We start from the raw sequence: 23,069 nt of genomic DNA on the forward strand, positions 1-23,069 counted from the left end.
GGCACGCGACAGTCCGTTTCATGCACTTGCTCGAGAGAATTCCATGTTTCCCAAGAACTTCACGTTTTCCATTGCCGACTGGGTCAATGGCTGGGTCGATGCGCTTGTAACAAACTACGGTGATGTGTTCCGGCACATCTCCGACACCCTGCTGTGGGCCATCGTCAACCTCGAAGGCCTGCTGCGCGCATTGCCCTGGTGGCTGATGCTGGCCATCGTCGCCGGTATCGCCTGGCACGCCACCCGCAAAGTCGTGACCACTGCCGTGATCGTCGGCTTGCTGTTCCTGGTCGGCGCGGTCGGCCTCTGGGACAAGCTGATGCAGACCCTGGCGCTGATGCTGGTCGCAACGCTGATATCGGTCCTGGTCGGCATTCCGCTGGGTGTGCTGTCGGCGCGCAACGATCGCCTGCGGGCGGTGTTGATGCCGCTGCTCGACATCATGCAGACCATGCCCAGCTTCGTGTACCTGATACCGGTGTTGATGCTGTTCGGCCTGGGCAAGGTGCCGGCGATCTTCGCCACCGTCATCTATGCCGCGCCGCCGCTGATTCGCCTGACCGACCTGGGCATTCGCCAGGTGGATGGCGAGGTCATGGAGGCGATCAACGCTTTCGGTGCCAATCGCATGCAGCAACTGTTCGGCGTGCAGCTGCCACTGGCGTTGCCGAGCATCATGGCCGGTATCAACCAGACCACCATGATGGCCCTGTCGATGGTGGTCATCGCCTCGATGATCGGTGCCCGTGGCCTGGGTGAAGACGTTTTGGTCGGCATCCAGACCCTGAATGTGGGCCGCGGCCTCGAAGCGGGCCTGGCCATCGTGATTCTGGCAGTCGTGATCGACCGCATTACCCAGGCCTATGGCCGACCACGGCATGGGGTGGGCAAATGAGCGCCAAACAGACAATGAACAAGATCGAAGTCAAGAATGTCTTCAAGATTTTCGGTGCTCGCGCCGAAGATGCCCTGAAACTGATCCGCCAGCAAAAAGCCAAGGATCAGGTTCTGGCCGAAACCGGCTGCGTGGTCGGGGTCAACGATCTCTCGTTGTCCATCGGCAGCGGCGAGATCTTCGTGATCATGGGGCTGTCGGGCTCGGGCAAGTCGACCCTGGTGCGCCACTTCAACCGCCTGATCGACCCGACCAGCGGCCAGATCCTGGTCGATGGCGAAGACATTCTGCAGTACGACATGGAGGCCCTGCGCGAATTCCGCCGGCACAAGATCAGCATGGTGTTTCAGAGCTTCGGCCTGTTGCCGCACCGCACCGTGCTGGACAACGTCGCCTACGGCCTGAAAGTCCGTGGCGAGAGCAAGGCCATGTGCACAGAGCGTGCCCTGCACTGGATCAACACCGTGGGCCTCAAGGGTTACGAAAAGTCGTACCCGCACCAGTTGTCGGGTGGCATGCGTCAGCGCGTCGGCCTGGCCCGCGCCCTGGCTGCCGACACCGACATCATCCTGATGGATGAAGCCTTCAGTGCGCTCGACCCACTGATTCGCGCCGAAATGCAGGACCAGTTGCTGGAGCTGCAGAAGACCCTGCACAAGACCATCGTCTTCATCACGCACGACCTGGACGAGGCGGTGCGTATCGGCAACCGGATTGCCATTCTCAAGGACGGTCGCCTGGTCCAGGTCGGCACACCGAAAGAAATCCTCTACCAGCCTGCGGACGAATACGTCGATCGTTTCGTGCAGCGTCGCGTAGCTTCGCTTTAAGGAACGCGTGTATGTCGTTTGCCGAAAGAATCATCATCGCCGAGGCGCCAGTGCGTTGGCAGGACGTGGTGGCTGTGGCCCGGCATGGCGCGAAGCTTGAGCTGGCCCCATCGGCCTGGGCGCGGATCGAGAACGCCCAGGCGATTGTCCAGCGCATCGTTTCCAGCGGTGACCGCGCCTATGGCGTCAATACCGGGCTTGGCGCCTTGTGCAATGTCTCGTTGCAGGACGAACAACTCAGCCAGCTGTCGCACAACACTTTGCTCAGCCATGCCTGTGGCGTGGGTACGGCGCTGTCGGATGAACAGACCCGGGCGATCATGTGCGCGGCGATCATCAATTTCTGCCAGGGCCGTTCCGGCCTGCAGCGCAAGGTGGTCGAGGCGCTGCTGACCCTGCTCAACCAGCGCATCACCCCGCAGGTGCCGAAGCAAGGGTCGGTGGGGTACCTGACCCACATGGCGCATATCAGCATCAGCTTGCTGGGCGTCGGCCAGGTCAGTTATCGCGGCCAGATCATGCCGGCGCAGCAGGCCTTGGCCGAGGTCGGCCTGGCGCCGGTCAAACTGGGTGCCAAGGATGGCCTGTGCCTGGTCAACGGTACCCCTTGCATGACCGGCCTGAGCTGCTTGTCGCTGGACGACGCCACTCGGTTGAGCCAATGGGCGGACGTTATCAGCGCCATGAGCTTCGAGGCCCTGCGCGGCCAGCTTGATGCCTTCGACCCTGAAATCATCGCGATGAAACCGCACCCCGGCATGCAGCGCGTGGGCAGTAACCTGCGGCGCCTGCTCGACGGCAGCGAAATCATTGCCAGCAGCCAAGGCATTCGCACCCAGGATGCCTTGAGCATTCGCTCGATCCCGCAGGTTCATGGCGCCGCGCGCGATCAGCTGGAACACGCTGCGCGGCAGATCGAAACCGAACTCAACTCCACCACCGACAACCCGATGCTGCTGGGTACGCCCGAGTCGTATCGGGTAGTTTCCCAGGCGAATCCGCACGGCCAGTCGGTGGCCATGGCGGCCGACTTGCTGGCTATCGCGGTGGCTGAGATCGGGGCGATTGCCGAGCGTCGTCTCGATCGCCTGATCAACCCGTTGGTCAGCGGCTTGCCGGCCTTCCTGGTCAGCCAGCCGGGGGTGAATTCGGGCATGATGATTGTCCAGTACGTGGCCGCTTCACTGTGTGCGGAAAACCGTCAGCTGGCACAACCGGCAGTCGTCGACAACTACGTCACCTCCGGCCTGCAGGAGGACCATCTGAGCATGGGCACCAATGCCGGGTTGAAGCTGCACCGCGCCCTGGAGAACTGCACGCAGATCCTCGCCATCGAATACCTGTTGGCGGCCCAGGCATTCGAGTTCCTCAAGGAGCAGCGCTTTGGCGCGGGTACCAACGTTGCCTGGCGGTTGTTGCGCGAACGGGTTCCAGCCTATGCCCAGGACCGTTGGCTGGCCCCGGATATCGCCAGCAGCGCATCGATCCTGAAGGATCCGGGCCTGCTTGGCGCTGCATTCCCCGAGCTGCTATGACCGATGCATCCGTGCGCTGTGTAGGCGTTATGGCTGCCGGGTGCCGTACGGGATGCGTCCGTACGGCATGTTTTCCCAACGATTTTCTAGAGGATCGGTTTGCCGCCAGTAACTCCGTAACGTGAACCACTGATGTAACTGGCCTCGTCGGAGCCCAGCAATACGTAGATCGGGGCGACTTCCACCGGTTGCCCAGGACGGCCCAACGGTGTTTTCGAGCCGAAGTTCCTGACCGCTTCGTCTGGCATGGTGGAGGGAATCAGAGGCGTCCAGATAGGCCCCGGTGCCACGCTGTTCACTCGGATTCCCTTTTTTCCGAGTAGTTGAGCCAAGCCAGCAGTGAAGTTGGCAATCGCACCTTTGGTCGTTGCATAGGCCAGCAAGCTTGGAGAGGGGTCGTCGGAGTTGACCGAGCTCGTATTGATGATCGAACTCCCTTTTGGCATGGAAGCGATTGCCGCCTGGCAGATTCGGAAGATGGCGGTGATGTTGGTATCGAAGGTTTTTACCCATTCATCATCGTCGATTTCTTCCAGGGTTTCGTGGGACATCTGGAACGCCGCGTTATTGACCAGAATGTCGATACGCCCGAACTGTTCGACTGTCTTTTCGACGATGTCGTAGCAGTGCTGTTTCTGCGCCAAGTCCCCTGGCAACAGCAGGCATTGTCGGCCCGCTGCCTTAACCCAGCGCGCTGTTTCTTGCGCGTCTTCATGCTCATTGAGGTAGGCGATGGCAACGTCGGCTCCTTCGCGGGCGTAGGCAATGGCTATCGCCCGGCCGATACCGCTGTCCGCTCCAGTGATAAGTGCAATTTTGCCTTCCAGTCGGTTCTGACCGGTATACGACTGCTCTCCGCAGTCTGGATACGGCTCCATCTTCCGCTGAGAACCGGGGACGTCTTGAGGCTGAGAGGGGAAGGGCGGAGTAGGGAAGTCTCGCACGGTAGTCGCTCCTGCAGTTGAGAACGTTAATACCGGTTTGAAACGATTGGCCCTGGTTTTGTTGGTTTCAATCTGCATTCGGTACGATGAGCGGTGCGGGGTACATTGCCCAATGAGTTACGTGCAATGCAGCGGAACGACCTGTTTCGCCAGAAAGTCCAAAATGTAGTCGAAAACTCTTTCAAGGCTTGTGCGCAGATGACCTTCATCGTCTGGTTCGCCATGCTGGGCGCCGTCTTGCTGCTACTGGCGCTCTCATCCTCCTACCTGCGATGGATCCCTGTGACTTCGTCCGTGGTGTGCCTTGCCCTGGGTATCGGCCTGGGCACATCGGGGTTGGGTTTTCTTCATCTGGACCTGAGCAAGGCGAGCGGCTGGATGGAGCACCTCACCGAAGTCGCAGTCCTGTTTTCGCTGTTCTTCAGTGGCTTGAAGTTGCGCCTGCCCTTGCATGACCGCAGATGGTGGGGCGCCTTCTACCTGGCGGGGCCGGTGATGTTGGCCTGCATCGGTGGGGTAACGCTGGTGCTGCATCATGGCCTGAACCTGGGGTGGGGCATATCGGTATTGATCGGGGCGATACTCGCACCCACAGACCCCGTGCTTGCCACCCTGGTACAGGTGGTTGATGCCCGGGATGATGATCCGGTGCGTTTCAGCTTGTCTGGCGAGGCAGGGCTCAACGATGGCGTGGCGTTCCCCTTCGTCATCCTCGGGTTGTTCCTTCAGCAGGATACCGGCCAGGCATGGTTCAGTGACTGGTTGTTCAAGGACATGCTGTGGGCAGTGACCGCAGGCCTGTTGCTTGGTTACTGGATGGGGCGCGGCCTGGGCAAGCTCACGCTCTTTTTGCGCCTGCGCAACGACGACAGTACCGTGTCGCCCAATGACTACCTGGCCCTTGCCCTGATTGCGCTGGCTTACGTGAGCGCCGAGTCGGTTCAGGCCTATGGGTTTTTAGCGGTGTTCGCTGCTGGCCTCGGTTTACGCCAGGCAGAGGTTCAGACCTCCAATGGCCCCGAAGAGCCGGCTGCTGAACACCTGGTACAGCCCGTGGTAGGCCACCAGCATGTGGCGCCGGAGATGGCCGTCAAAGGTGATGTGCAAGGCCTCGACGACTCGCAGGTGGCAGCAGGCATCATGTTGGGGGATATGCTGGCTTTCGGCAGCTTGATCGAACGGGCAATGGAGGTGTTTCTGGTGACCATGCTCGGGGTAGTACTCATCGAGCATTGGGACTGGCGGGCCTTGATCGTCGCCGCAGCGCTTTTCCTGCTGATTCGTCCCTTGAGCATCCTCGTGTTTCCGGCTCGAGGAATGCTGGATATCCGGCAGCGTGGGCTATTGGGATGGTTTGGCATTCGAGGAATCGGCAGTTTCTACTATCTGTTCTATGCCCTCAATCACGGGCTGCTTGCCACGTCAGCCGCGCAGAATATCAACCTGGTTCTATCGGTGGTGGCGCTAAGCATTCTGCTGCACGGATTGAGCGTTCAACCGCTGCTTGCCAGATACGAAGCGTGGAAAGGGCGGCTCACTGCTTCGGTGTAGCTTGAAACCGACGCAGCACGTGTGGTGGCCGCTGCGTTCAATTTGAAAAAAGGCCAGGGCGCCGTGCACCCTGGCCGAACTCATTTCAAGTTAGCGATTTTCGCTACCACGACCGCCGCCGTGACTGTTCTGTCCGCCTTTGCGTCCAGCCTCGGAGGCGCGCTCACGGTCGTTGGCAAAATTGCCCCCAGAGCTCTGGCCGCCTTTGCGACCTGCCTCCGATGCCTTCTCACGGTCATTGGCAAAGTTGTCTGGGTTGTTCTGTGCGGTACCACCTTGGTGGCCACGATTGGATTGGTTGTCAGCCATGATCTTTCACCTCATGTCGTCACACAGGAAAGTCTGTGTTCAACTCGGACGTCAGGCAGGGGGGCGTTTGCTCCACTGCTTTCTGCTCGGCCCGACGGGTTGCGCGAAAGAACCCGTGCGGGCGACTGTGGCGCCACAGAGCTTTGTTCGCCAACCTTTTGGAAGGATCTGGCTTGCGTCGAGTTTGACGGCCCAATCGTTCAGCTCCTGCGTCGTGAACGGGTGATTGCAAAACCTACGATCATTCCAAGCGCCGCTGCGCCGATCAGTACAGGCGTCTTGTCTTTTGATTTCCTCCAGCCCCCGTCGACACTCCTCATGCCACTCGGCGGCTCAAAGAGGTTGCCTGATGATGTTTCGGCTTTGGGACTGCGGTTTATTCCCCGACGCGTCAGCCACCCCGATAACAGGGGCAGGCCTGGTACCAGGTAACTGGCCAGATGCGCCAGGCGGGCCGTGGCACCGACCGTGGTGTGAGCGCGTGGTGATATTGCGCAGGCCACCATGGCCTTCGCCACAAGTTCGGGATCATATACAGGGCCCGGAGGCGTCAGCGCATGGCCTGTGTAGTTGCCGCCGTCTCGGAAGCCCGGTGTGTCCATGACGGCCGGATAGATATCGCACACGTGGATCTCGGGGAACGCCGTCAATTCCCCTCGCAGCGCCTCAGTCAGCCCACGCAAGCCGAACTTGCTCGCCGAGTACGCGGCTGCATAGGGTTGGGCCACCCAACTGCCCAGTGACAGCGTGTTGATCAGGATGCCGCTGCCTTGGGCCTTGAACAGGGGAAGGGCTACAAAAGCGCCGCGCAGGTAACCCATCAGGTCAGTCTGGATGACCTGCTCGTGGGCCTCCAGTGGAGTTTCTTCGAAATTGCCGACCGCGCCAACGCCAGCGTTGTTGATCCAGATATCGATCCGTCCGCGGCCAAATGCTGCTGCCTGCGCGGCCAGCGCTTGCACCTGGTCGTTGCGGGTGACATCGGTCGTGATCGCTATGGCATCCGTCCCGCAGTCGGTGCATTCGTCCAGGACGTCGAACAACGCTTGTTCATCGCGCGCGGCAAGCACCAAGCGAGCACCCTTGCAGGCAAATGCGTGCGCGGCGGCACGGCCGATACCGCTGGAAGCGCCAGTGATGACCACGACTTTGCCGCGCAGCGGCCCTCTGCTCGGATAGCCCTCTCGGGGCGATTCCCGCTCTTTGCCAGACGTAGTCTGGTCGTCAACTGGCGCGATCGTTTCGCTGGCTTCGATCCGAGAGATTTCAAGAGCGGTGCCGTCGACCAGGGTCAACGTCAGCCCTTCAACCGTGCCAGCCTCCCGGTTCGGAAACACGGGTTCCCCTTCGGCATCCACGCTGTCGTAGATGAAACGCGTGCCCTCGATCCAACCCACGGCGGTCAGAAGCTCAGGGCCGAGGTAGTACTTCCCGTCCTGGAAGAAGCCTGGGAACTGATGTGCCCGCTCCACGTTTTCCACGCGATAGCGTTCACCTGATTTCATACCTGTCGCTTGATCGATCATTGTGCGAACCCCTGTAGATCTCGAAAATGTCAGCCTTCTGCTAGGCATCTTTGCGTGATGGATATGCAGGGGAAGCCAAGGCGGGTCGTAAAGTTCAGACCAACAAGTCCGGTGGTAGGCTGCGTAATGGAATGCAGGCAGAAAAATACCGGTCACGCCGGTATCAGGCCGAGGCGCAGCGCCGATCAGCCCTGGCGAACATTGAGCCAGGGCTGTCCGTTACCTTCAGGCGATAAGGTCCACTGCCAGCTGGAAGGCTACCCATAACGCCAGGCCAGTGGCGAAGGCCAGCGCGATGTTTTCGAACCAGTTGTTGCGGTACGCCTTGCCCAGCAGCGATTTCTGGTTGGACATGATCAGCAGGCCCAGCGAGATCACCGGCAGGCCGACGATGTTCAGCGCGCTGACACCGATGGTAAGGGTCACGAAGTCGGGCATACCCGGGATCGACCAGGCCAGTGGTGTCACCAGGATGAACAACATGAACCATTTGTGCATCGGGTCGTTGTGGAATTCCTTTCCATAGCGTTCGCGCCGCTCGGGCTTCACATGCTGGAAAGCGTCGGTGATCAGCATGGGGAACGCAGTGGTCTTGCCAGAAATGCTGGCGAACAAGGTGGCGAATACGCCGACGAAGAAGATGTACCAGCCGATCGGGCCGAAGAACAGTTCCAACGCCTTGCCCAGGTCGCCAAGCGTTTTCACCTCGATGCCGTTGGGCCGCAGGATTTCCGCGCCGACGATCCAGATCGCCAGGTTGATGACGATACCGACGAATACCGCAAACAGCAGGTCGTTGCGCTGGATGCGTTTGTGTTGCGGGCCGACCCAGCCTTTTTCACGCATGACATAGGGGTGCACGAAGTTGGCTACCGAGCCTGCCACGGCACCGATCACCGATACTGCTACCAGCAGTGCGCCGTGAACGCCTTCATCGGCTGGAATGCTGAAGCCGATGGTGCCTTTGACGATACCCGCCACGTCGGGGCCGGACATCACCGCCAGCGCCAGGAAGGCCAAGGTCATCACCGCCAACAGTAGTTTCATGACCCCTTCGATCATTGCGTAGATGTTGCGCCCCACCAGCATCCACACGGCCAGCACCACGGCCATGGAGCACAGCAGTGGGTAGTCGATCCGCAGCAACATCGCCAGCGCTTCCCCCGCACCCTTGATCATGTAGGCGTTCATCAGGTGCCCCATCAACAGGGCATAGGCCAACATGAACCAGGCGAACACCGGGTGCAGCTGCGCATAGCCCTGCAGAATGGTCATCCCTTGGTTATTGCACAGCTGAAAGCGGGCGATGATGTTTACGATCAGGTATCGGAGCAGGAGCGAAACGGCCAGCACCCACATCATGGCGTAACCATAGTTCGCCCCGGCGACAGATGAGGTTATCAGATCTCCTGCCCCCAACCACGACAGAACCGCGATGACGCCGGGGCCAAGCAATTTGATCAGCTTTGACAGGCGATTTTGAGGGGTTACGGCAGTTTTCCCCTCGACAGAAGGTATGCTCGACATGGTGACTCCATTGTTTTTTTTGTGAGAGCGGAGCGTAGTCGATCACAGTAGATAGGATGTCGTACAACCTAAATTTCAGCAAAAATATTTCTTAATGTTTCGAGGTAAGGGGCAATGTCCATAGAACGGTCGAGACGAAACTGACAGGCTTCCTCAAACAGTGAGGGAAGGCCGCATTTGTCGCGGCCTTTACTCGTTAGACTTGCGCCTGGCCACCGTCGACGAACAGTTCGGCCCCGTTGACGAAGCTGGCGTCGCTGGACGCCAGGAACAGAGCGGCTTTGGCAATCTCTTCAGGCTCGCCGACGCGCCCCAAGGGAATCTGCGATGCCAGGTAGTCCAGCAGGCCTTGCTGCTGAGCTGCGTCCGGCCCGGCGAGGTCTACCAGACCCGGGGTGCGAGTCGCGCCGGGGCTGATGGTGTTGACCCGGATGTTGCGATCTTTAAGGTCGAGGATCCAGTTACGGGCGAAGGCACGCACCGCAGCCTTGGAGGCCGCGTACACGCTGAATGCGGGTGTGCCCGAGCTGGCGGCAGTGGAACCGGTCAAAATCACTGAAGCGCCTTGAGCCAGAAGTGGCAGCGCTTTCTGAACCGTGAACAGCGTACCTTTGACGTTACGATCAAAAGTGTCGTAGTAGTGTTCTTCAGAAATGTCTCCCAGAGGCAACATCGAGCCACCGCCTGCGTTTGCGAACAATACGTCGATTTGCCCGTGCTCTGCAGCCACCTGTTGGTACAGGGCATCGAGTTCGTCCGGCTTGGAAGAATCCACTCGAACCCCGACTGCGCTACCAATCTGTGCGACGGCGTTGTCCAGCTCCACCTGGCGGCGCCCGGTGATGAATACTCGTGCGCCTTGTTGAGCGAAAAGCTTGGCGGTCGCCAGCCCGATGCCTGAGGTTCCGCCAGTCACGATTGCGATTTTGTTTTCAAGCTTGCCAGTCATGATCATCTCCGGTGTTTGTGATGTTGCGTTGGGAGAAGCGTATCGACGACCGGGAAAAACCAAAATAGAATTGTTGGAAACTCATCGTTGCAGAAATGAAATGAGCAAACTTCCGGATTTTGAAGGGCTGGCGATGTTTGCCAAGGTAGCTGAGGAGGGCTCGTTCGCAGCCGCCGCCAGAGTCATGGGCGTTTCAGTGCCCACAGTGTCCAGGGCGGTAGCACGGCTGGAGGAGCGGCTGGGGGGGCGCCTGTTCAACCGCACGTCTCGACAACTTTCATTGACCGAATTCGGCCAGAGCATGGCTGGCAAGGCTGGGGAAATCTACCGACAGGCCGAAGAGGTGGAAGGCGAGGCAATGGAGCTCTCCGTTCGACCTCGCGGCCTGGTTCGCCTCGCGATCCCCATGTCGTTCGGCTTGAGATGGGTCGCGCCCTTGATGCCCCAACTCATTCGGCAGTATCCAGAGCTCTCGGTAGACCTCCATTTGTCCGACGCTTCGGTTGACCTGATCGCGGATGGTTTCGACGCGGCCTTGAGGATCGCTGCATTGCCCGACTCTTCATTGGTGGCTAGAAAACTGTGTGCCGTGACTCAGTTTCTTGTCGCCTCACCGGCCTACCTCAATCAGCACGGAAGGCCAAAGCACCCCCGAGAGCTTGCAAGTATGCTTTGCCTTAGCTACGCCTACCGTGCTCGGACGCAAGTCTGGAGATTCACGCATATATCTGGAGTAGAAGAGGATGTCGTGCCTACCGGGCCTTTGCGTGTCACTAATTCGGAGGCGATGATCCCAATGCTGCTAGAAGGGATGGCCATCTCTGAACTGCCTGAGTTCATCGCGAGTGAGTATCTGGCGGATGGGCGCCTGGAAAGAATCTTGCCTGAGTGGAGTATGACTCGGGGCGGCTTGTATTTCGTGACACCGTCTGCGCGAACTCGGCCAGTGAAGATCAGAGCTGTTTCCGATTTCTTCTTTGAACACCTGTCCGCGCCGACGTGGCGTTGGGCGCCTGGGTATGAGTCATCAGGTGATATTCAGCGAGCAGGGCTGGAGTAAGGTTGGTTCATCTACAGAATGCTGATTTCGCCGTGGTTCTTTGCCTCGATTGTGCCGCAACCAGCAGTGCAAGAGGGCGAGCAGCCGCGGGGTGAGGCTGTGCCAGGCTAAATCGCCGGGGCGCCTGCGTGTTGAAAACGGCACGGGGCGCCATGGCCGTTCAGGGGCGGCGGTGCGGATTCAGCGGGCTTTTTCCAGGTGTTCGAACTGGCATTGCATCCGAGCATCTTTGAGGCTCAGCTCAAACTCTACCAAGCCGTCATGCACTTGCTGCAAGGCCTGGATCTGCCCCATCAATTCCTGCTTTTTGTTATTGATGGCCTGCATGGCCAGATCCCAGGGCAGCTCCTGGCCGCGATGATCCTGCAGAATGGCCTGCATTTCCTTGAGTTTGAAACCGAGTTGCTGAGCACATTTGATGAAGGTCAGCAGCTCTACGCTTTGCTGGCTGTAGATGCGGTACTTGCCTTCGCGTTGCGGGGGGGGCAAGAGGCCGATTTCTTCGTAATGTCGAATGCTTTTGACGGTGGTGCCCGACAGCTGGGCGGCTTTGCCGATGTACATGAAAATCCCTTTTTTGACGCATCGGAAGCGAAAAGATGTCGCGTGCTCGTACGGCGCGCGACATCTTTGCACAAGCGTCAGGGGGTTGGAAGCCAAGTTGGACAAGGTGTCGCAGCAGGGAGGCTCGGCTGGGCAGCGCAGGGGCACGATACGACCGGGGCCGATCAGCGGCTGGCGACTGCCTGGACTTGTTTGAGCCAGGCTTCACGCTGTTCCGGCCTGGAGCCCAATACCGGACCGAAGGTCAGGGTTTTCAGGGTTTTTATGCCGCAGAACTCCAGGGTGGTCTTGCGCATCTGGTGCAGGCCCGGCATGCGATACACCCACCGGTAGTACCACGGCGGCGTGTCCATGGTCACCAGAAGGTGAGCCGTGCGGCCCTTGAGCAGCTTATCCGGGAAGGGCGAGCCTTTGCAGTACTTGAAGGCAAAACCGGGCAGAAACACGCGGTCGAAGAACCCCTTGAGCAGCGCCGGAATGCCGCCCCACCAGATCGGGTACACCAATGTCAGGTGTTCGGCCCAGGTAATGTCGTTCTGTGCGTTGATCAAGTCGGGCTCAAGCAACTGGACCTGGTTATAGCCATCGTGCAAGACCGGATCGAAATCCAGGGTGTCCAGGCGCAGCAGGCGCACCTCATGACCTGCTTGCGTGGCGGCCTCGACATAACGTTCGGACACAGCGCCGCAAAAGCTGTCGTTCGAAGGGTGGCCGAGGATTACGAGCATGCGTTTGCTCTTCATGACGAACTCCAGGTGATGAAGAGCCAAGGGTAAAGTCTGCCCCTTACGGTAGAGTCAAGCGTTGCCGGTTAGCGGTAGAGACAAACAGTCCAGCAGCGCTCGGGTGTAGCCCGGCAAACTGTCGAATGAGTGGGCGCAGGAACGTAATGTGTCAGGATCCCCGAAGAACATTTGGACAGGGCTGAGTCCGTTTGGGAATGCTTTCACGAACGGCTGCTATCGACCCAAAGCGGACACTGATCCAAAGCTCTGTAGTCAGTGCAGGCCTCATCGCCGGCAAGCCGGCTCCCACAGGAATATCACCAGCCTTAAGGCATGCGCTGTACTTGTGGGAGCCGCGCTTGCCGGCGATGGGCCGCGAAGCGGCCCCGGTTACAGATGTCCGCTTTGGGTCGAAAGCGTTCAGTCGCGATCAGGGCCCAAGCCACTGGATGCCGATGAGCCGACGAACCTTGCCATCGCCATTGCCGACCTTGGCCTGAAGTATGTGGTGATCACTTCGGTGGACCGTGACGACCTGCGCGATGGCGGTGCCCGCCACTTCGCCGATTGCCTGCGCGAGATCCGCAGGCTGTCGCCGGGTATTCAGCTGGAAACCCTGGTGCCGGATTACCGTGGCCGTATGGACGTTGCTCTGGACATCACGGCGCAAGAGCCGCCAGACGTGTTCAACCACAACCTGGAGACCGTGCCGCGCCTGTACCGGGCGGCACGGCCGGGCTCGGACTTCGAGTGGTCGCTGGACCTGCTGGAGCGCTTCAAGCAACGCCTGCCGGTGGTACCGACAAAGTCCGGCCTGATGCTCGGCCTGGGCGAGACCGATGCCGAGGTGGTCGAGGTGATGCAGCGCATGCGTGAGCATCAGGTTGACATGCTGACCCTGGGGCAGTATCTGCAACCGTCTCGCAGCCACCTGCCGGTGCAGCGCTTCGTGCACCCTGACACCTTCGCCATGCTTGCCGAGCAGGCCTTGGCGATGGGGTTCAGAAACGTGGCCTCCGGGCCGCTGGTGCGCTCGTCCTACCACGCTGACCGGCAACTGCAAGCAGTATAAGGGTTCAGATCACCATCATTCGCGGTAGGTGCCTTTTTGCTTGGCGGCGTGAACCGCGAGTGCATCCATGAGTGGGGGCGACAAGCAGTCGTAAGGTTCCAGGCCAAGTTCACGCAGACGCTCGCGAATCGCCGCCATCAGTGCCGGTGGCGTGCCGCTTTCGATCACCGAGGACACGAAAGCGGCAAATGCCAGGATGAGGCCTTAGTTCACCATCACTTCGTCCAGTGCCTGCTCAAGGGTGCTGACCGTGCGCTCGATATCGTGCAGTTTTTCGAGCCCGAACAGACCGATGCGGAAGGTCTGGAAGTCGGCCGGCTCGTCACATTGCAACGGCACTCCGGCGGCTATCTGCAGGCCGTGCTCGACAAATTTCTTACCGCTCTTGATATCGGCATCATCGGTGTAGCTCACCACTACGCCCGGGGCCTGAAAGCCGGCGGCGGCCACGCTCTTGATGCCTTTGCCGGTCAACATGGCGCGCACTCGATCGCCCAGAGCCTGCTGTTCGCCGCGGACCTTGTCGAAACCGTAGGCTCGCATCTCGTTGATTACTTTGTTAAATCGCGCGAGAGAGTCGCTGGGCATGGTCGCATGGTAGGCATGCCCGCCCTGTTCGTAGGCCTGCATGATCTGCAGCCACTTTTTCAGGTCGCAGGCGAAACTGCTGCTTTGCGTCTGCTCGATGCGCTCCAGGGCCAAAGCACTGAGCATCACCAGGGCGCAGCAAGGGGAGGCGCTCCAGCCTTTCTGTGGAGCGCTGATCAGCAGGTCGACTGCGCACTTTTGCATATCAACCCAGATCGTGCCTGAGGCGATGCAGTCGAGCACGAACAGGCCGCCCACCGCATGCACAGCGTCGCCGACGGCCCGCAGGTAATCGTCGGGCAGGATAATCCCGGATGAGGTTTCAACGTGGGGGGCGAAGACAATCTGCGGCTTGTGCGCCTTTATCGCCGCCAGCACTTCGTCCAGAGGGGGCGGAGCGTAGGCAGCCTGGCGACCAGTGTCGACCGGTCGGGCTTTCAGCACCGTGGTGGCCGCCGGGATGTTGCCCATCTCAAGGATCTGGCTCCAGCGATAACTGAACCAGCCGTTGCGTATCACCAGGCATTGCTGACCGGTGGCAAACTGGCGCGCTACCGATTCCATGCCGAATGTACCGCTGCCGGGCACTACCGCAACAGCCTGGGCGTTATAGACCTGTTTCAGGGTCCTGGAAATGTTCTTCATCACGCCTTGAAACGTCTGCGACATGTGATTGAGCGAGCGGTCGCTGTACACCACCGAGTACTCGACCAGCCCCTCAGGATCAATGCTGGGATAAAGCTTCGACATGGGTGACTCCTTTGGCAGGGATGTCATTGGTATCGACCCTGTCCTTAGCCTTGTCAAATGCCAAGATTGACCGGGACTGATGAAATCCATGTGATACCGCGGCGCCTGCTTCGCGGCTGAAGCCGCTCCCACAGGGGGGCGTGGCGTTCTTGCCGGCCAAGCGTGAAAGCCTTGATCCATAGCGCCTGGGCCATTTGCGCGATGAGGTGTTGGGGATCGTGCTGAGAGACTGTCCGGATCCCCGAATAACATTTGGCCCTTCATATAAATCAAATGGTTATGAATGGGGCCCCTTTTTACAGCAGCTACGAGTGGATTACAGTGGACGCACCGGGGGCGGGGCTGGCGCAGAACGTGCAATCCCTCACCCATTTGCGCAACTTATGCTTTGGGCTCGTCCCAGTCGCTACGCGTTGCAGCAGTCAGCGCATCCCAGTCATCAGGAGGGTTGCCGCGGCCCAGCATCTTCTCGAATACGGCGTAGGGATCGGATTTGCTGCCTGCGGACCGTAGGGTATTTTCGTCGTTGACCCATGCATAGACGATGACCTTGGACCTTGAGTCGTAGCGAAAGAACAGCCGAAAGCGCCTGCCGATTTTTGCGCGGCGCCAATGTCTGTAGGCGGTGCCCAGCGTGTTGCCTTGGCGGAACTCATCACGGCCTGGGTCGGCAGGCACAGCCTCCATGATCAGATGGCTCAATGCCCGAAACAGCTTGACGTTGGCGTTGCTTTCAAAACCTTGCGGATCGTTCTGCTCGGCCCGGGCGGCGGCTTCTTGCAATTTGCGTAGCTGTAAAGTCACACCTTCATGGAACAACAGTGTCCAGCCATGTCGCAGCATTAGATCGCGACCTCACCATCGATATCTTCGTCCAGGTTTACAGGGTGGTTTGCATTGGCGAGCATGGTTTGCGCCAAGTCTTCCGGCAGGGTGGTGAGGTTGCGTCCGTTTCGGATATCAGCCTCCAGCAAACCCAGGAACGCACCGATGGCAGGGTCTTCGTGGGTGGTTTCTACGCGGCTGACCACGATTTCACCCCCGCGCACGTCGAATGCAATCTTGCCACCTGTGTCAACGCCCAGTAGCTGGCGAACGGATTTTGGCAGTGTGACCTGTCCCTTCGAGGTCAACGTGGCGATTTCGTGGATGGCAGGCATGAGTGTTCTCCCGGATGTATTGATCGGATGGTAAGGAATAATCCTTACTCGGTCAATCTTGGTTTTCTGCTGATCAAGGATAGGCGGGGAGGACGCTCAATAGCGCCGCAGGATGAGTTACACCACTTCCAGGGACGCGATCGGCGCGAAGCCCCTAAAGACTGTCAGGGTCGCCGAAGAACATCTGTATCCGCGACCGCAACCACCGCTCTGCCGGGTCATTGTCCTGCGCCCCGCGCCAGGCCATGTGCAGCTCGAAACTGCGCACATCCAGCGGCAGATCCTCAGCCCGCAACCCACCCGCCGCGGTCAACGCATCCGCCGTGTAATCCGGCACTGTAGCGACAATATCGGTGCCCGCCAGCAAGCTCCCCAGCCCGTTGAACTGCGGCACCGCCAGCACCACGTGGCGCTTGCGGCCAATCTCGTCCAGCGCCTCGTCGATGAACCCCGACAGGTCCCCGGCAAACGACACCAGCGCATGCGGCCGCGCGCAGAAGTCGTCCAGGGTGATGGCGCCGGGCACGCTGTCGGCGCGCAGCAGTTTCGGCATGCTGCGGCGCAGCACCTTGCGCTTGGCGTTGGCTGGCAGTTCGCTGGTGTAGCTGACCCCCACCGAGATCTCGCCCGAGGCCAGCAGCGTCGGCATCAGCAGGTAATTGACCCGGCGCACCACCAGCACGATACCCGGCGCTTCGGCGCGGATGCGCTTGAGCAGCTGCGGCAGCAGGGCGAATTCGGCGTCGTCCGACAGGCCGATGCGGAACACCGCATTGCTGGTGGCCGGGTCGAATTCGGCAGCGCGGCTGACGGCGGTGGAAATCGAGTCCAGCGCCGGGGACAGCAGGGCGAAGATTTCGTGGGCCCGGGCCGAGGGCTCCATGCTGCGGCCGGTGCGCACGAACAGCGGGTCGTCGAACAGGTTGCGCAGGCGCGACAGGGCCGCGCTGATGGCGGGCTGGCCGAGGAACAGTTTTTCCGCGGCACGGGTCACGCTGCGCTCGTGCATCAGCGTTTCGAACACGATCAGCAGGTTGAGGTCTACGCGACGCAGGTCGTTTCGATTCATCGGTGCGCTTCGCCTAAAGTGGGGCAGAGGTGAATCTTAAGGCCAAAGGCTGGTACCCTGCACGGGTTTAGGGGGACCAATCGCAGGGAAAGTCAGGTGCCCAATCGATGACAAGCATGTCGACTATTAATGACCACTGATGGTCTAACCAGCAAAGCCCGGATAAAGTCCGTGGTAATTAGAGGTTCACAAAGGCGAGGTATGCGATGTCCCGCATGATCCGTTTCCACAAGTTCGGCGCTGCCGATGTGCTCCGTTGCGAGGAGCAGGCCGAACCGTCACCTGCTGCCGACGAGGTACAGATCCGCGTCGAGGCGGTTGGCGTCAGCTGGTATGACGTGCTCTGGCGCCAGAACCTGGCACCGTCCCAGGCGCGCCTGCCGGCGGGGATCGGCCACGAGATGGCGGGGGTGGTGACCGCGGTCGGCGAAGGGGTCGAGGATATTGCGGTGGGTGACCGGGTTGCCAGCTTCCCGGCCACCAGTGCCAACGACCACCCGGTGTATGGCGATGTCATCGTGCTGCCGCGTTCGGCCATTACCCGTTATCCGGATGTGCTCACCCCGATCGAGGCCAGCGTGCACTACACGCCGCTGCTGATCGCCTATTTCGCCTACGTCGACCTGGCCCGGGCCAAGGCCGGGCAGACCGCGCTGGTCACCGACGCCAGCCACTGCGCGGGCCCTGCCTTCGTGCAACTGGGCAAGGCCCTGGGGCTGAAGGTGTTTGCCGCCACAAAAGAGGCGGATCAGCGTGAGTACCTGCTGGGCCTGGGCGCCGACAAGGTGATTGTCACTGAAGAGCAGGACCTGTTGCTGCAGGTTGGCAAGTACACCGATGGTCGTGGCGTGGACATGGTCCTGGATGGCATGGGCGGGCCGCAGATGTCGCTGCTGGGCGATGTCCTGGCTCCACGTGGCAGCCTGGTGCTGTATGGCCTGCAAGGCGGCAATCAGACGCCGTTCCCGGCTTGCGCGGCGTTCCAGAAGAACATCCAGTTCTATGTGCACTGCATTGGCAACTTCACCGGCAAGCCGGAGCTGGGTATCAGCCAGGATCAGGTGGCGCTGCAGCGCGCCCTGCGTGATATCAACCAGTTCACTGCCGACCAGTTGCTGACACCGCAGATCATCAAGGTGTACCCGTTCGAACAGGTGGTCGAGGCGCATCGCTACATGGACCAATGCCCGTGCGGCGGGCGTGTGGTGCTGGACATGGCGCAACACTGACAGCGGTCTGCATCTATCAGGAAACCCGGGCAGAGTCCCGGGTTTTTTGTTGCTAATAGAGACTGGTTTTACGTTAAAAAAAGAAGTTTCCTACAATTAAATACGACGCGGACTATATTTGAACTGATTGCTCCGTGGCTTGCCGAAATATCCCGCCAAGTTTTTTGTCTTGTACTGTTCCCGTCTGGCAGTCAATGTGTTTTCTCACTTCCGCTGAATGGTTTTTTTACCCTGATCTGTATCTTCTATTCGCTTTGCATCCCTCGATAATGGCTCAATGATAGTTTGCGCAAGGAGCGTGGAATGAGCATGGCTATGCCCAGGCCAGGGCGGTGTATGGCAGCGGCGGGGCGTCGCGACGATGGGTTTTTCTCGATGTCATGGCGACAGTGATGGTTACGTCATTACTTCCAATTAGTTGTAGGAAATTTCTTCTGGGAAAGTTCGGGGCATGTTGATGTTCAGGTCCTCTGATCAACGTGCGCTGGCTGCATGAAGTTGATGAGGTGATCTCGTGACTGCTATTCACGACCAGGCAATGCACTATATCTACCAGCAAGTACTCGAGCGCTTGCTCAGTCATATGTCACAAGCACAGCGTGCTTCCTTGCAATTGCTGATACAACGGCTGCTGGTTGCTGCAGGCGGGCCCGACTACATCGGTACCTGCCGCTTGCTGGTGCTGCAAGGCAATGATCGCCGCAGCACCCGGCTGCTGGCCATGCTGCGTGCCGCACAACTGAGTATCGCCCTGCGTGCGCCGGTAACCTTCCAGCTGCGGGTGCTGGTGGTGAGCCTGCCCGTGGCTGACAGTGCCACGCTCGAATGCCATGAGCGCAGCTTCAATGCGCTGTTCTTGCAGGATGACCCGCGGGTGCAACTGCAGATGATCAAGGGGCGTGAAGTGGTGCCGTTCAGCCGACATGCCCCTGCCGCGCCCGACAACTGGCTGTTGGCGAGGGATGCCATGCTGATGTTCGGTCACCTGGTCGATGCCAGGCCCGAAGCGCTGCTGGGGTGTCGCCTGCACCTGGAACTGGCGGCGGCCGTGGGCTTTGCGCTGCAGGCCCATTCACCTGCTGATGTATTTATCACCGCCATCCCTGCGCGCCAGCGCCGCCGGTACCTGGCCTGGGCACGTCGCAGCCTGCGCCTGGCAGGGGAGCGCGGTCCGCATGTGGTGCACCAGTGCCTGGCGACGCTGGCACAAGGGCTGAGCCGCCTGCACGGCAGTATCGGGTTGCCATCGGGTGCCTTGGCGGGGCCGACCTCGGCGAGCGTGCCGCAGAGTACGCCGGTGCGGTTGATTGCCATTGACGACCTGCTGCCGCCATTGCTCGAAGAGCAGCAGCTGGACCTCATGCTCGGTTGTCGCTTCGAGGGGAGCCAGGACGCCTGGCCATTGACCGCGTTCGTCGAGCCGTTGGCCCCGGTGCAGCTGCGGGAGCTGCACGCACGCAGTCTCGAGCCGCAGGCCAGTCGCCCGGCATTGCGGCTGGCTGGCCAGCCGGGCGCCAACAAGCGGCGCGACACGCATCAGCTGCAGTTCGGCAAGGCATATGGCATCAACCAGATCCAACAGGTGTGCCTGCTGTTCAGCCCGTTTGCCAGGCAGGGGAAGAACCTGGAGCGTTTTCTGCAATGCTGGCATGCCGACATGCTGGTGGCGCTGCCATACCTGCATCGAGCCTTGCAGGGTAAACCCTGCCCTGAAGCGGTGAAAAACTGGCTGGTGAATACCAGCGGCCTGCCGCTGGGGCAACTCCGGTTGATCTATGGCGGAGGCCTGCCGCTGGCCTCCTGGCGCCTCATGAGCCACCTGGCCCGTCGCGATGTACAGCTGAGGTTGCTGCCACGGCGGGCAACGGGGCGGCGGCGTGGTCATGCGGGGCCGCCTTGATGGCGCAATCGGGCTCCGGCGAGTTCGCCTATCGCAAGGTCTATCGCTACCTGGAAGCCCTGATCGACCAGGCGCCACCCAGTGGCCCGTGCCGATTGCCGTCGTTGCGCGTGTTGGCCCGGCGGTTGCGGGTGTCATTGGCCACCGTGCAGAGTGCCTACAGCCTGCTGGAAGAAGAGGGGCGCGTGCAGTGTCTGCCCAGGTCGGGCTATTACGTACAGGGCGCTGCCAAGGGGGATGCTGCGGCCATGCCCCGGCAGGCGTCCCTGCCGGCACAGCCGATGCTTGAGCGCACCCTGTTCACCCACGAGCGGCGCCTGGCGCGTCAGCGCTCGCACAGTGTCGCCCCGTGGGACGCACCCGGCAGCGCCCGCCTGCGCAATGCCGTCGCCGAGCGCTATACCCGCTCCTCCAACCAGTACTGGCGTGCCGAGGACGTCCAGCTGGCGCCAGATGTGCAGGCGTTGCTGGAGACTTTGCTGGCGGCGCTGGCCCTGCAAGGCGGGACCGTGGTAGTGCACTCGCCCTGTTGCTGGCAGGTACTGCGCGCATTGGCCCGTGCCGACATGCGAGTGCTGGAGGTACCACTGGATAGCCGCGGCAACCCGGACCTGCGCGCCCTGGGCCGGCTGCTGGCCAGCGAGCCGGTGTGCATGCTGGTCATGCCGTCGTGCCTTGGCATGCCGCAGGGGCGGCTGGTTTCACTGCACTATCAGCAGCAGCTTGGCCAGCTGCTGGGCCAGCACCCTGTATGGTTGCTGGAGAACGATCTGGACAGCGAGCACTGTTACAGCGGGCCGCCGAATACGCGCCTGCGCGATTGGGTCGACCCGCGTTGGCTGTTGGTGATGGGGGCGTTCGATGCCGCAGTGGGGGGCGAGGCGCCCTATGCCTACCTGCTGGGTCATGATGCCGTGCTGGCCCGGGCTTTCGCTGAGCGTGCATTTCGGCTTGCACCGCTTCGCCTGCAAGCGCTGGCGCACATGCTGGGCAAAGGCGAAATCGAGGCGCAACTGGTGCGGCTGCGCACCGACCTGCAAAAGCGCATGCAATGCCTGGCGCGTGAGTTGCAGCTGCAGTTCGGCCAGCGGGTGGTGTTGGAAACGCCGGAGGGTGGCCGGACACTGTGGGTGCGCTTTCGCCAGCCGCTGCCGTGGGAGGGTATTGCAGCAGCGCTGGCTGGTTCAGCACTGCATGCCCTGCCGGGCGAGCAGTTCAGCCTGCAGGGCCGCTACCAGCAGTATCTGGCGATGGCGTGGCTGGGTGATCACCCGGGGGAGCTGCAACAGGCGGTAGAGCGCCTGGCTCAGGTGCTGGAACTGCGCTGCGGCCGGCCTGCCGGCGCTACACCTTGAGCCGCCGGGGTTGCGTTGCAACCCATCGCCGGCAAGCCAGCTCCCACGGGTGCAGCGTTGAACTCAAGGTTGTCGCTGTACCTGTGGGAGCCGGCTTGCCGGCGATTAGGCCTTGGCAGGCAAACGCCTCCTGTCAGCGATTCGCTTGCTCCTGCCCTTGCCGCAAGCGGGTACTGACCAGCGCTGCCACCACCAGCAACGCGGCGATGATCCACAAGCCATTGCGGGTACTGCCGGTGGCCTGCTCGATCAGGCCCATCACCGATGGGCCGACGAAACCGCCCAGCTGCCGATGGGCATGATCATCGACCGCCTGGGCAGCAAGATCGCCCTCGGCGCCTCGTTGCTGGGCTGGTCGGTGGCCCAGGCAGCGTTCGGCATGGTCAACAGCTTTGCCGGCTTCATGGGCCTGCGTGTGCTGCTGGGGATTGGCGAGGCGCCGATGTTCCCGTCGGCGGCCAAGGCCCTGTCGGAGTGGTTCGATGCCAACGAACGCGGCACCCCGACCGGCGTGGTTTGGTCCTCGACCTGCCTCGGCCCGTGCCTGGCGCCACCCTTGCTGACGCTGTTCATGGTCAACTTCGGCTGGCGCGGCATGTTCATCATCACCGGCGTGATCGGCGCTGTGCTGGCTGACCTTCTACAAAAGCAAGGCCCGCTACCTGGCGGAGCTTGCTGCCGAAGGCAAGCCGTTGCCGAGTGGGCTGCAGGCACCGGCAGCCACTTCACAAGCGCCGAAGGCCTCGTACTTCGCCGGCTGGCTCGACCTGTTCAAGCACCGCAGTACCTGGGGTGCGGTGCTCGGCTTCATGGGCGTGATCTACATGCTCTGGCTGCACCTGACCTGGCTGCCTGGCTACTTCGAGCGTGAGCACGGCCTGGACCTGTACAAGACCGCCTGGGTAGTGTCGCTGGCCTATGGCTTTGGCGCAGCGGGCACGATCGTTGCCGGGCGCTTCTGCGACGTGCTGGTGAAGCGCGGCATGAGCGTGCTGGCCAGCCGCAAGTTCAGCGTCATCACCGGGCTGGTGCTGGCGGCGCTGTTTACCCTGCCGCTGTCGTTCGTCACCGGCCTGACCGGTTGCATCGTCCTGCTGTGCCTGGCGCTGTTCAGCATCAACATGGCCAGTGCCACTGCCTGGATGATCGTCAACACCATCGTCGACAGCCAGCGCGTGGCCTCGTTTGGCTCGATCCAGAACTTCGGCGGCTACATTGCCGGCTCGGTGGCGCCGATCGTCACTGGCTTCAGCATCCAGTATTCGGGCTCGTTCACCACGGCGTTCATGATCAGTGCGGTGGTGGCGCTGTGTTCGGCGGTGGCTTACTTCCTGCTGCTGCAGGCCCCGATTGGCAGTGCCAAGGTCAAGGCGGCGGAGATGGTCGGGGCGACGGAACAGGGGTGAATTCCGGGGGGGCGCTTTGCGCCCCAATCGCGACGCAAGGCCGCTCCCACAGGTATCGCGCTGGTTTCAGCAGCACTGCAATACCTTGTGGGAGCGGCCTTGCGTCGCGATTGGGCTGCAAAGCA

At 60.9% G+C, this 23,069-nt stretch carries 19 protein-coding genes and 4 pseudogenes; 10 read left to right on the plus strand and 13 right to left on the minus strand.

All coding sequences use genetic code 11. From position 1 onward, the window contains the following. Positions 1 to 43 precede the first annotated feature (43 nt). From ABIB24_RS01490 to hutH, 3 genes are read left to right on the plus strand one after another with little or no spacing between them, the layout of a single operon-like run. Positions 44 to 895 carry an ABC transporter permease gene (locus tag ABIB24_RS01490; RefSeq protein ID WP_137164191.1) on the plus strand — a complete coding sequence of 284 codons (852 nt, stop codon included), beginning with the start codon at positions 44 to 46 and terminating at the stop codon, positions 893 to 895. Continuing rightward, positions 892 to 1,725 carry a quaternary amine ABC transporter ATP-binding protein gene (locus ABIB24_RS01495; protein WP_081742278.1) on the plus strand — a complete coding sequence of 278 codons (834 nt, stop codon included), beginning with the start codon at positions 892 to 894 and terminating at the stop codon, positions 1,723 to 1,725. The genes ABIB24_RS01490 and ABIB24_RS01495 overlap by 4 nt, the downstream gene beginning before the upstream one ends. Positions 1,726 to 1,736: 11 nt before the next feature. Further along, entirely contained in the window at positions 1,737 to 3,260 is a 1,524-nt protein-coding gene (gene hutH, locus ABIB24_RS01500) for a histidine ammonia-lyase (protein WP_354316009.1), read from the plus strand. Between the two features lie 86 nt (positions 3,261 to 3,346). Here hutH and ABIB24_RS01505 read toward each other — a convergent pair whose 3' ends face one another. Further along, complete coding sequence (locus ABIB24_RS01505) at positions 3,347 to 4,204, minus strand: SDR family oxidoreductase (protein WP_354316084.1); 858 nt, start codon at positions 4,202 to 4,204, stop codon at positions 3,347 to 3,349. 198 nt (positions 4,205 to 4,402) lie between these two features. Between ABIB24_RS01505 and ABIB24_RS01510 the strand changes: the two genes are divergently transcribed. Then, positions 4,403 to 5,755, plus strand: a complete 1,353-nt coding sequence (locus ABIB24_RS01510) for a cation:proton antiporter (protein ID WP_354316085.1) — start codon at positions 4,403 to 4,405, stop codon at positions 5,753 to 5,755. Positions 5,756 to 5,845: 90 nt separating this feature from the next. Here the strand turns inward: ABIB24_RS01510 and ABIB24_RS01515 are convergent. The 4 genes and pseudogenes from ABIB24_RS01515 to ABIB24_RS01530 all read right to left on the minus strand — a co-directional run. After that, positions 5,846 to 6,040: pseudogene (locus ABIB24_RS01515) on the minus strand (con-10 family general stress protein); the annotation flags it as partial. Positions 6,041 to 6,264: 224 nt separating this feature from the next. Next, on the minus strand, positions 6,265 to 7,590 hold the full coding sequence (locus ABIB24_RS01520; RefSeq protein ID WP_354316010.1) for an SDR family oxidoreductase: 1,326 nt from the start codon (positions 7,588 to 7,590) through the stop codon (positions 6,265 to 6,267). Between the two features lie 225 nt (positions 7,591 to 7,815). Further along, positions 7,816 to 9,117 carry an Nramp family divalent metal transporter gene (locus ABIB24_RS01525; protein WP_354316011.1) on the minus strand — a complete coding sequence of 434 codons (1,302 nt, stop codon included), beginning with the start codon at positions 9,115 to 9,117 and terminating at the stop codon, positions 7,816 to 7,818. A 196-nt stretch (positions 9,118 to 9,313) separates the two neighbouring features. Next, positions 9,314 to 10,066 carry an SDR family NAD(P)-dependent oxidoreductase gene (locus ABIB24_RS01530; RefSeq protein ID WP_274078420.1) on the minus strand — a complete coding sequence of 251 codons (753 nt, stop codon included), beginning with the start codon at positions 10,064 to 10,066 and terminating at the stop codon, positions 9,314 to 9,316. Between the two features lie 100 nt (positions 10,067 to 10,166). On the opposite strand from ABIB24_RS01530, the gene ABIB24_RS01535 reads away from it, so the two are divergent. Further along, positions 10,167 to 11,126, plus strand: coding sequence for a LysR family transcriptional regulator (locus ABIB24_RS01535; RefSeq protein ID WP_137164817.1), 960 nt, complete (start codon positions 10,167 to 10,169; stop codon positions 11,124 to 11,126). Positions 11,127 to 11,306: 180 nt separating this feature from the next. On the opposite strand, the gene ABIB24_RS01540 is transcribed toward ABIB24_RS01535, so the two are convergent. Then, the gene (locus ABIB24_RS01540; RefSeq protein WP_137164188.1) at positions 11,307 to 11,690 is read right to left on the minus strand and encodes a MerR family transcriptional regulator; all 384 of its coding nucleotides are present in this window, start codon (positions 11,688 to 11,690) and stop codon (positions 11,307 to 11,309) included. Between the two features lie 164 nt (positions 11,691 to 11,854). Then, the gene (locus ABIB24_RS01545) at positions 11,855 to 12,433 is read right to left on the minus strand and encodes an NAD(P)H-dependent oxidoreductase (RefSeq protein ID WP_274078419.1); all 579 of its coding nucleotides are present in this window, start codon (positions 12,431 to 12,433) and stop codon (positions 11,855 to 11,857) included. 328 nt (positions 12,434 to 12,761) lie between these two features. Between ABIB24_RS01545 and ABIB24_RS01550 the strand changes: the two genes are divergently transcribed. After that, complete coding sequence (locus ABIB24_RS01550; protein ID WP_354316013.1) at positions 12,762 to 13,487, plus strand: lipoyl synthase; 726 nt, start codon at positions 12,762 to 12,764, stop codon at positions 13,485 to 13,487. A gap of 15 nt (positions 13,488 to 13,502) precedes the next feature. On the opposite strand, the pseudogene ABIB24_RS01555 reads toward ABIB24_RS01550, so the two are convergent. From ABIB24_RS01555 to ABIB24_RS01575, 5 genes and pseudogenes are all read right to left on the minus strand, one after another. Beyond that, positions 13,503 to 13,676: pseudogene (locus ABIB24_RS01555) on the minus strand (S-(hydroxymethyl)glutathione synthase); the annotation flags it as partial. Between the two features lie 15 nt (positions 13,677 to 13,691). After that, positions 13,692 to 14,825 carry an aminotransferase class V-fold PLP-dependent enzyme gene (locus ABIB24_RS01560; protein WP_075045417.1) on the minus strand — a complete coding sequence of 378 codons (1,134 nt, stop codon included), beginning with the start codon at positions 14,823 to 14,825 and terminating at the stop codon, positions 13,692 to 13,694. Positions 14,826 to 15,206: 381 nt separating this feature from the next. Further along, positions 15,207 to 15,668, minus strand: coding sequence for a type II toxin-antitoxin system YhaV family toxin (locus tag ABIB24_RS01565; RefSeq protein WP_156859478.1), 462 nt, complete (start codon positions 15,666 to 15,668; stop codon positions 15,207 to 15,209). After that, a complete protein-coding gene (locus ABIB24_RS01570) occupies positions 15,668 to 15,985 on the minus strand; it encodes a type II toxin-antitoxin system PrlF family antitoxin (protein ID WP_075045414.1) in 318 nt (105 codons plus the stop codon). The genes ABIB24_RS01565 and ABIB24_RS01570 overlap by 1 nt, the downstream gene beginning before the upstream one ends. A 154-nt stretch (positions 15,986 to 16,139) precedes the next feature. Further along, entirely contained in the window at positions 16,140 to 17,054 is a 915-nt protein-coding gene (locus ABIB24_RS01575; protein WP_038409468.1) for a LysR family transcriptional regulator, read from the minus strand. 206 nt (positions 17,055 to 17,260) lie between these two features. On the opposite strand from ABIB24_RS01575, the gene ABIB24_RS01580 reads away from it, so the two are divergent. The 3 genes from ABIB24_RS01580 to ABIB24_RS01590 all read left to right on the plus strand — a co-directional run bounded on the left by ABIB24_RS01580 (position 17,261) and on the right by ABIB24_RS01590 (position 21,538). Further along, positions 17,261 to 18,283 carry a zinc-dependent alcohol dehydrogenase family protein gene (locus tag ABIB24_RS01580; RefSeq protein ID WP_038409469.1) on the plus strand — a complete coding sequence of 341 codons (1,023 nt, stop codon included), beginning with the start codon at positions 17,261 to 17,263 and terminating at the stop codon, positions 18,281 to 18,283. 514 nt (positions 18,284 to 18,797) lie between these two features. Beyond that, entirely contained in the window at positions 18,798 to 20,183 is a 1,386-nt protein-coding gene (locus tag ABIB24_RS01585; protein ID WP_274079668.1) for a hypothetical protein, read from the plus strand. Then, positions 20,183 to 21,538 carry an aminotransferase class I/II-fold pyridoxal phosphate-dependent enzyme gene (locus ABIB24_RS01590; RefSeq protein WP_274079669.1) on the plus strand — a complete coding sequence of 452 codons (1,356 nt, stop codon included), beginning with the start codon at positions 20,183 to 20,185 and terminating at the stop codon, positions 21,536 to 21,538. The genes ABIB24_RS01585 and ABIB24_RS01590 overlap by 1 nt, the downstream gene beginning before the upstream one ends. A 133-nt stretch (positions 21,539 to 21,671) precedes the next feature. Here the strand turns inward: ABIB24_RS01590 and ABIB24_RS01595 are convergent. Beyond that, positions 21,672 to 21,821 (minus strand): annotated as a pseudogene (locus tag ABIB24_RS01595) (MFS transporter); the annotation flags it as partial. Between ABIB24_RS01595 and ABIB24_RS01600 the strand changes: the two are divergent. Continuing rightward, positions 21,819 to 22,944 (plus strand): annotated as a pseudogene (locus tag ABIB24_RS01600) (MFS transporter); the annotation flags it as partial. The pseudogenes ABIB24_RS01595 and ABIB24_RS01600 overlap by 3 nt on opposite strands. Positions 22,945 to 23,069 lie beyond the last annotated feature (125 nt).

The organism is Pseudomonas sp. UYEF17, assembly GCF_040546125.1.
GTDB lineage: Bacteria > Pseudomonadota > Gammaproteobacteria > Pseudomonadales > Pseudomonadaceae > Aquipseudomonas > Aquipseudomonas putida_Z.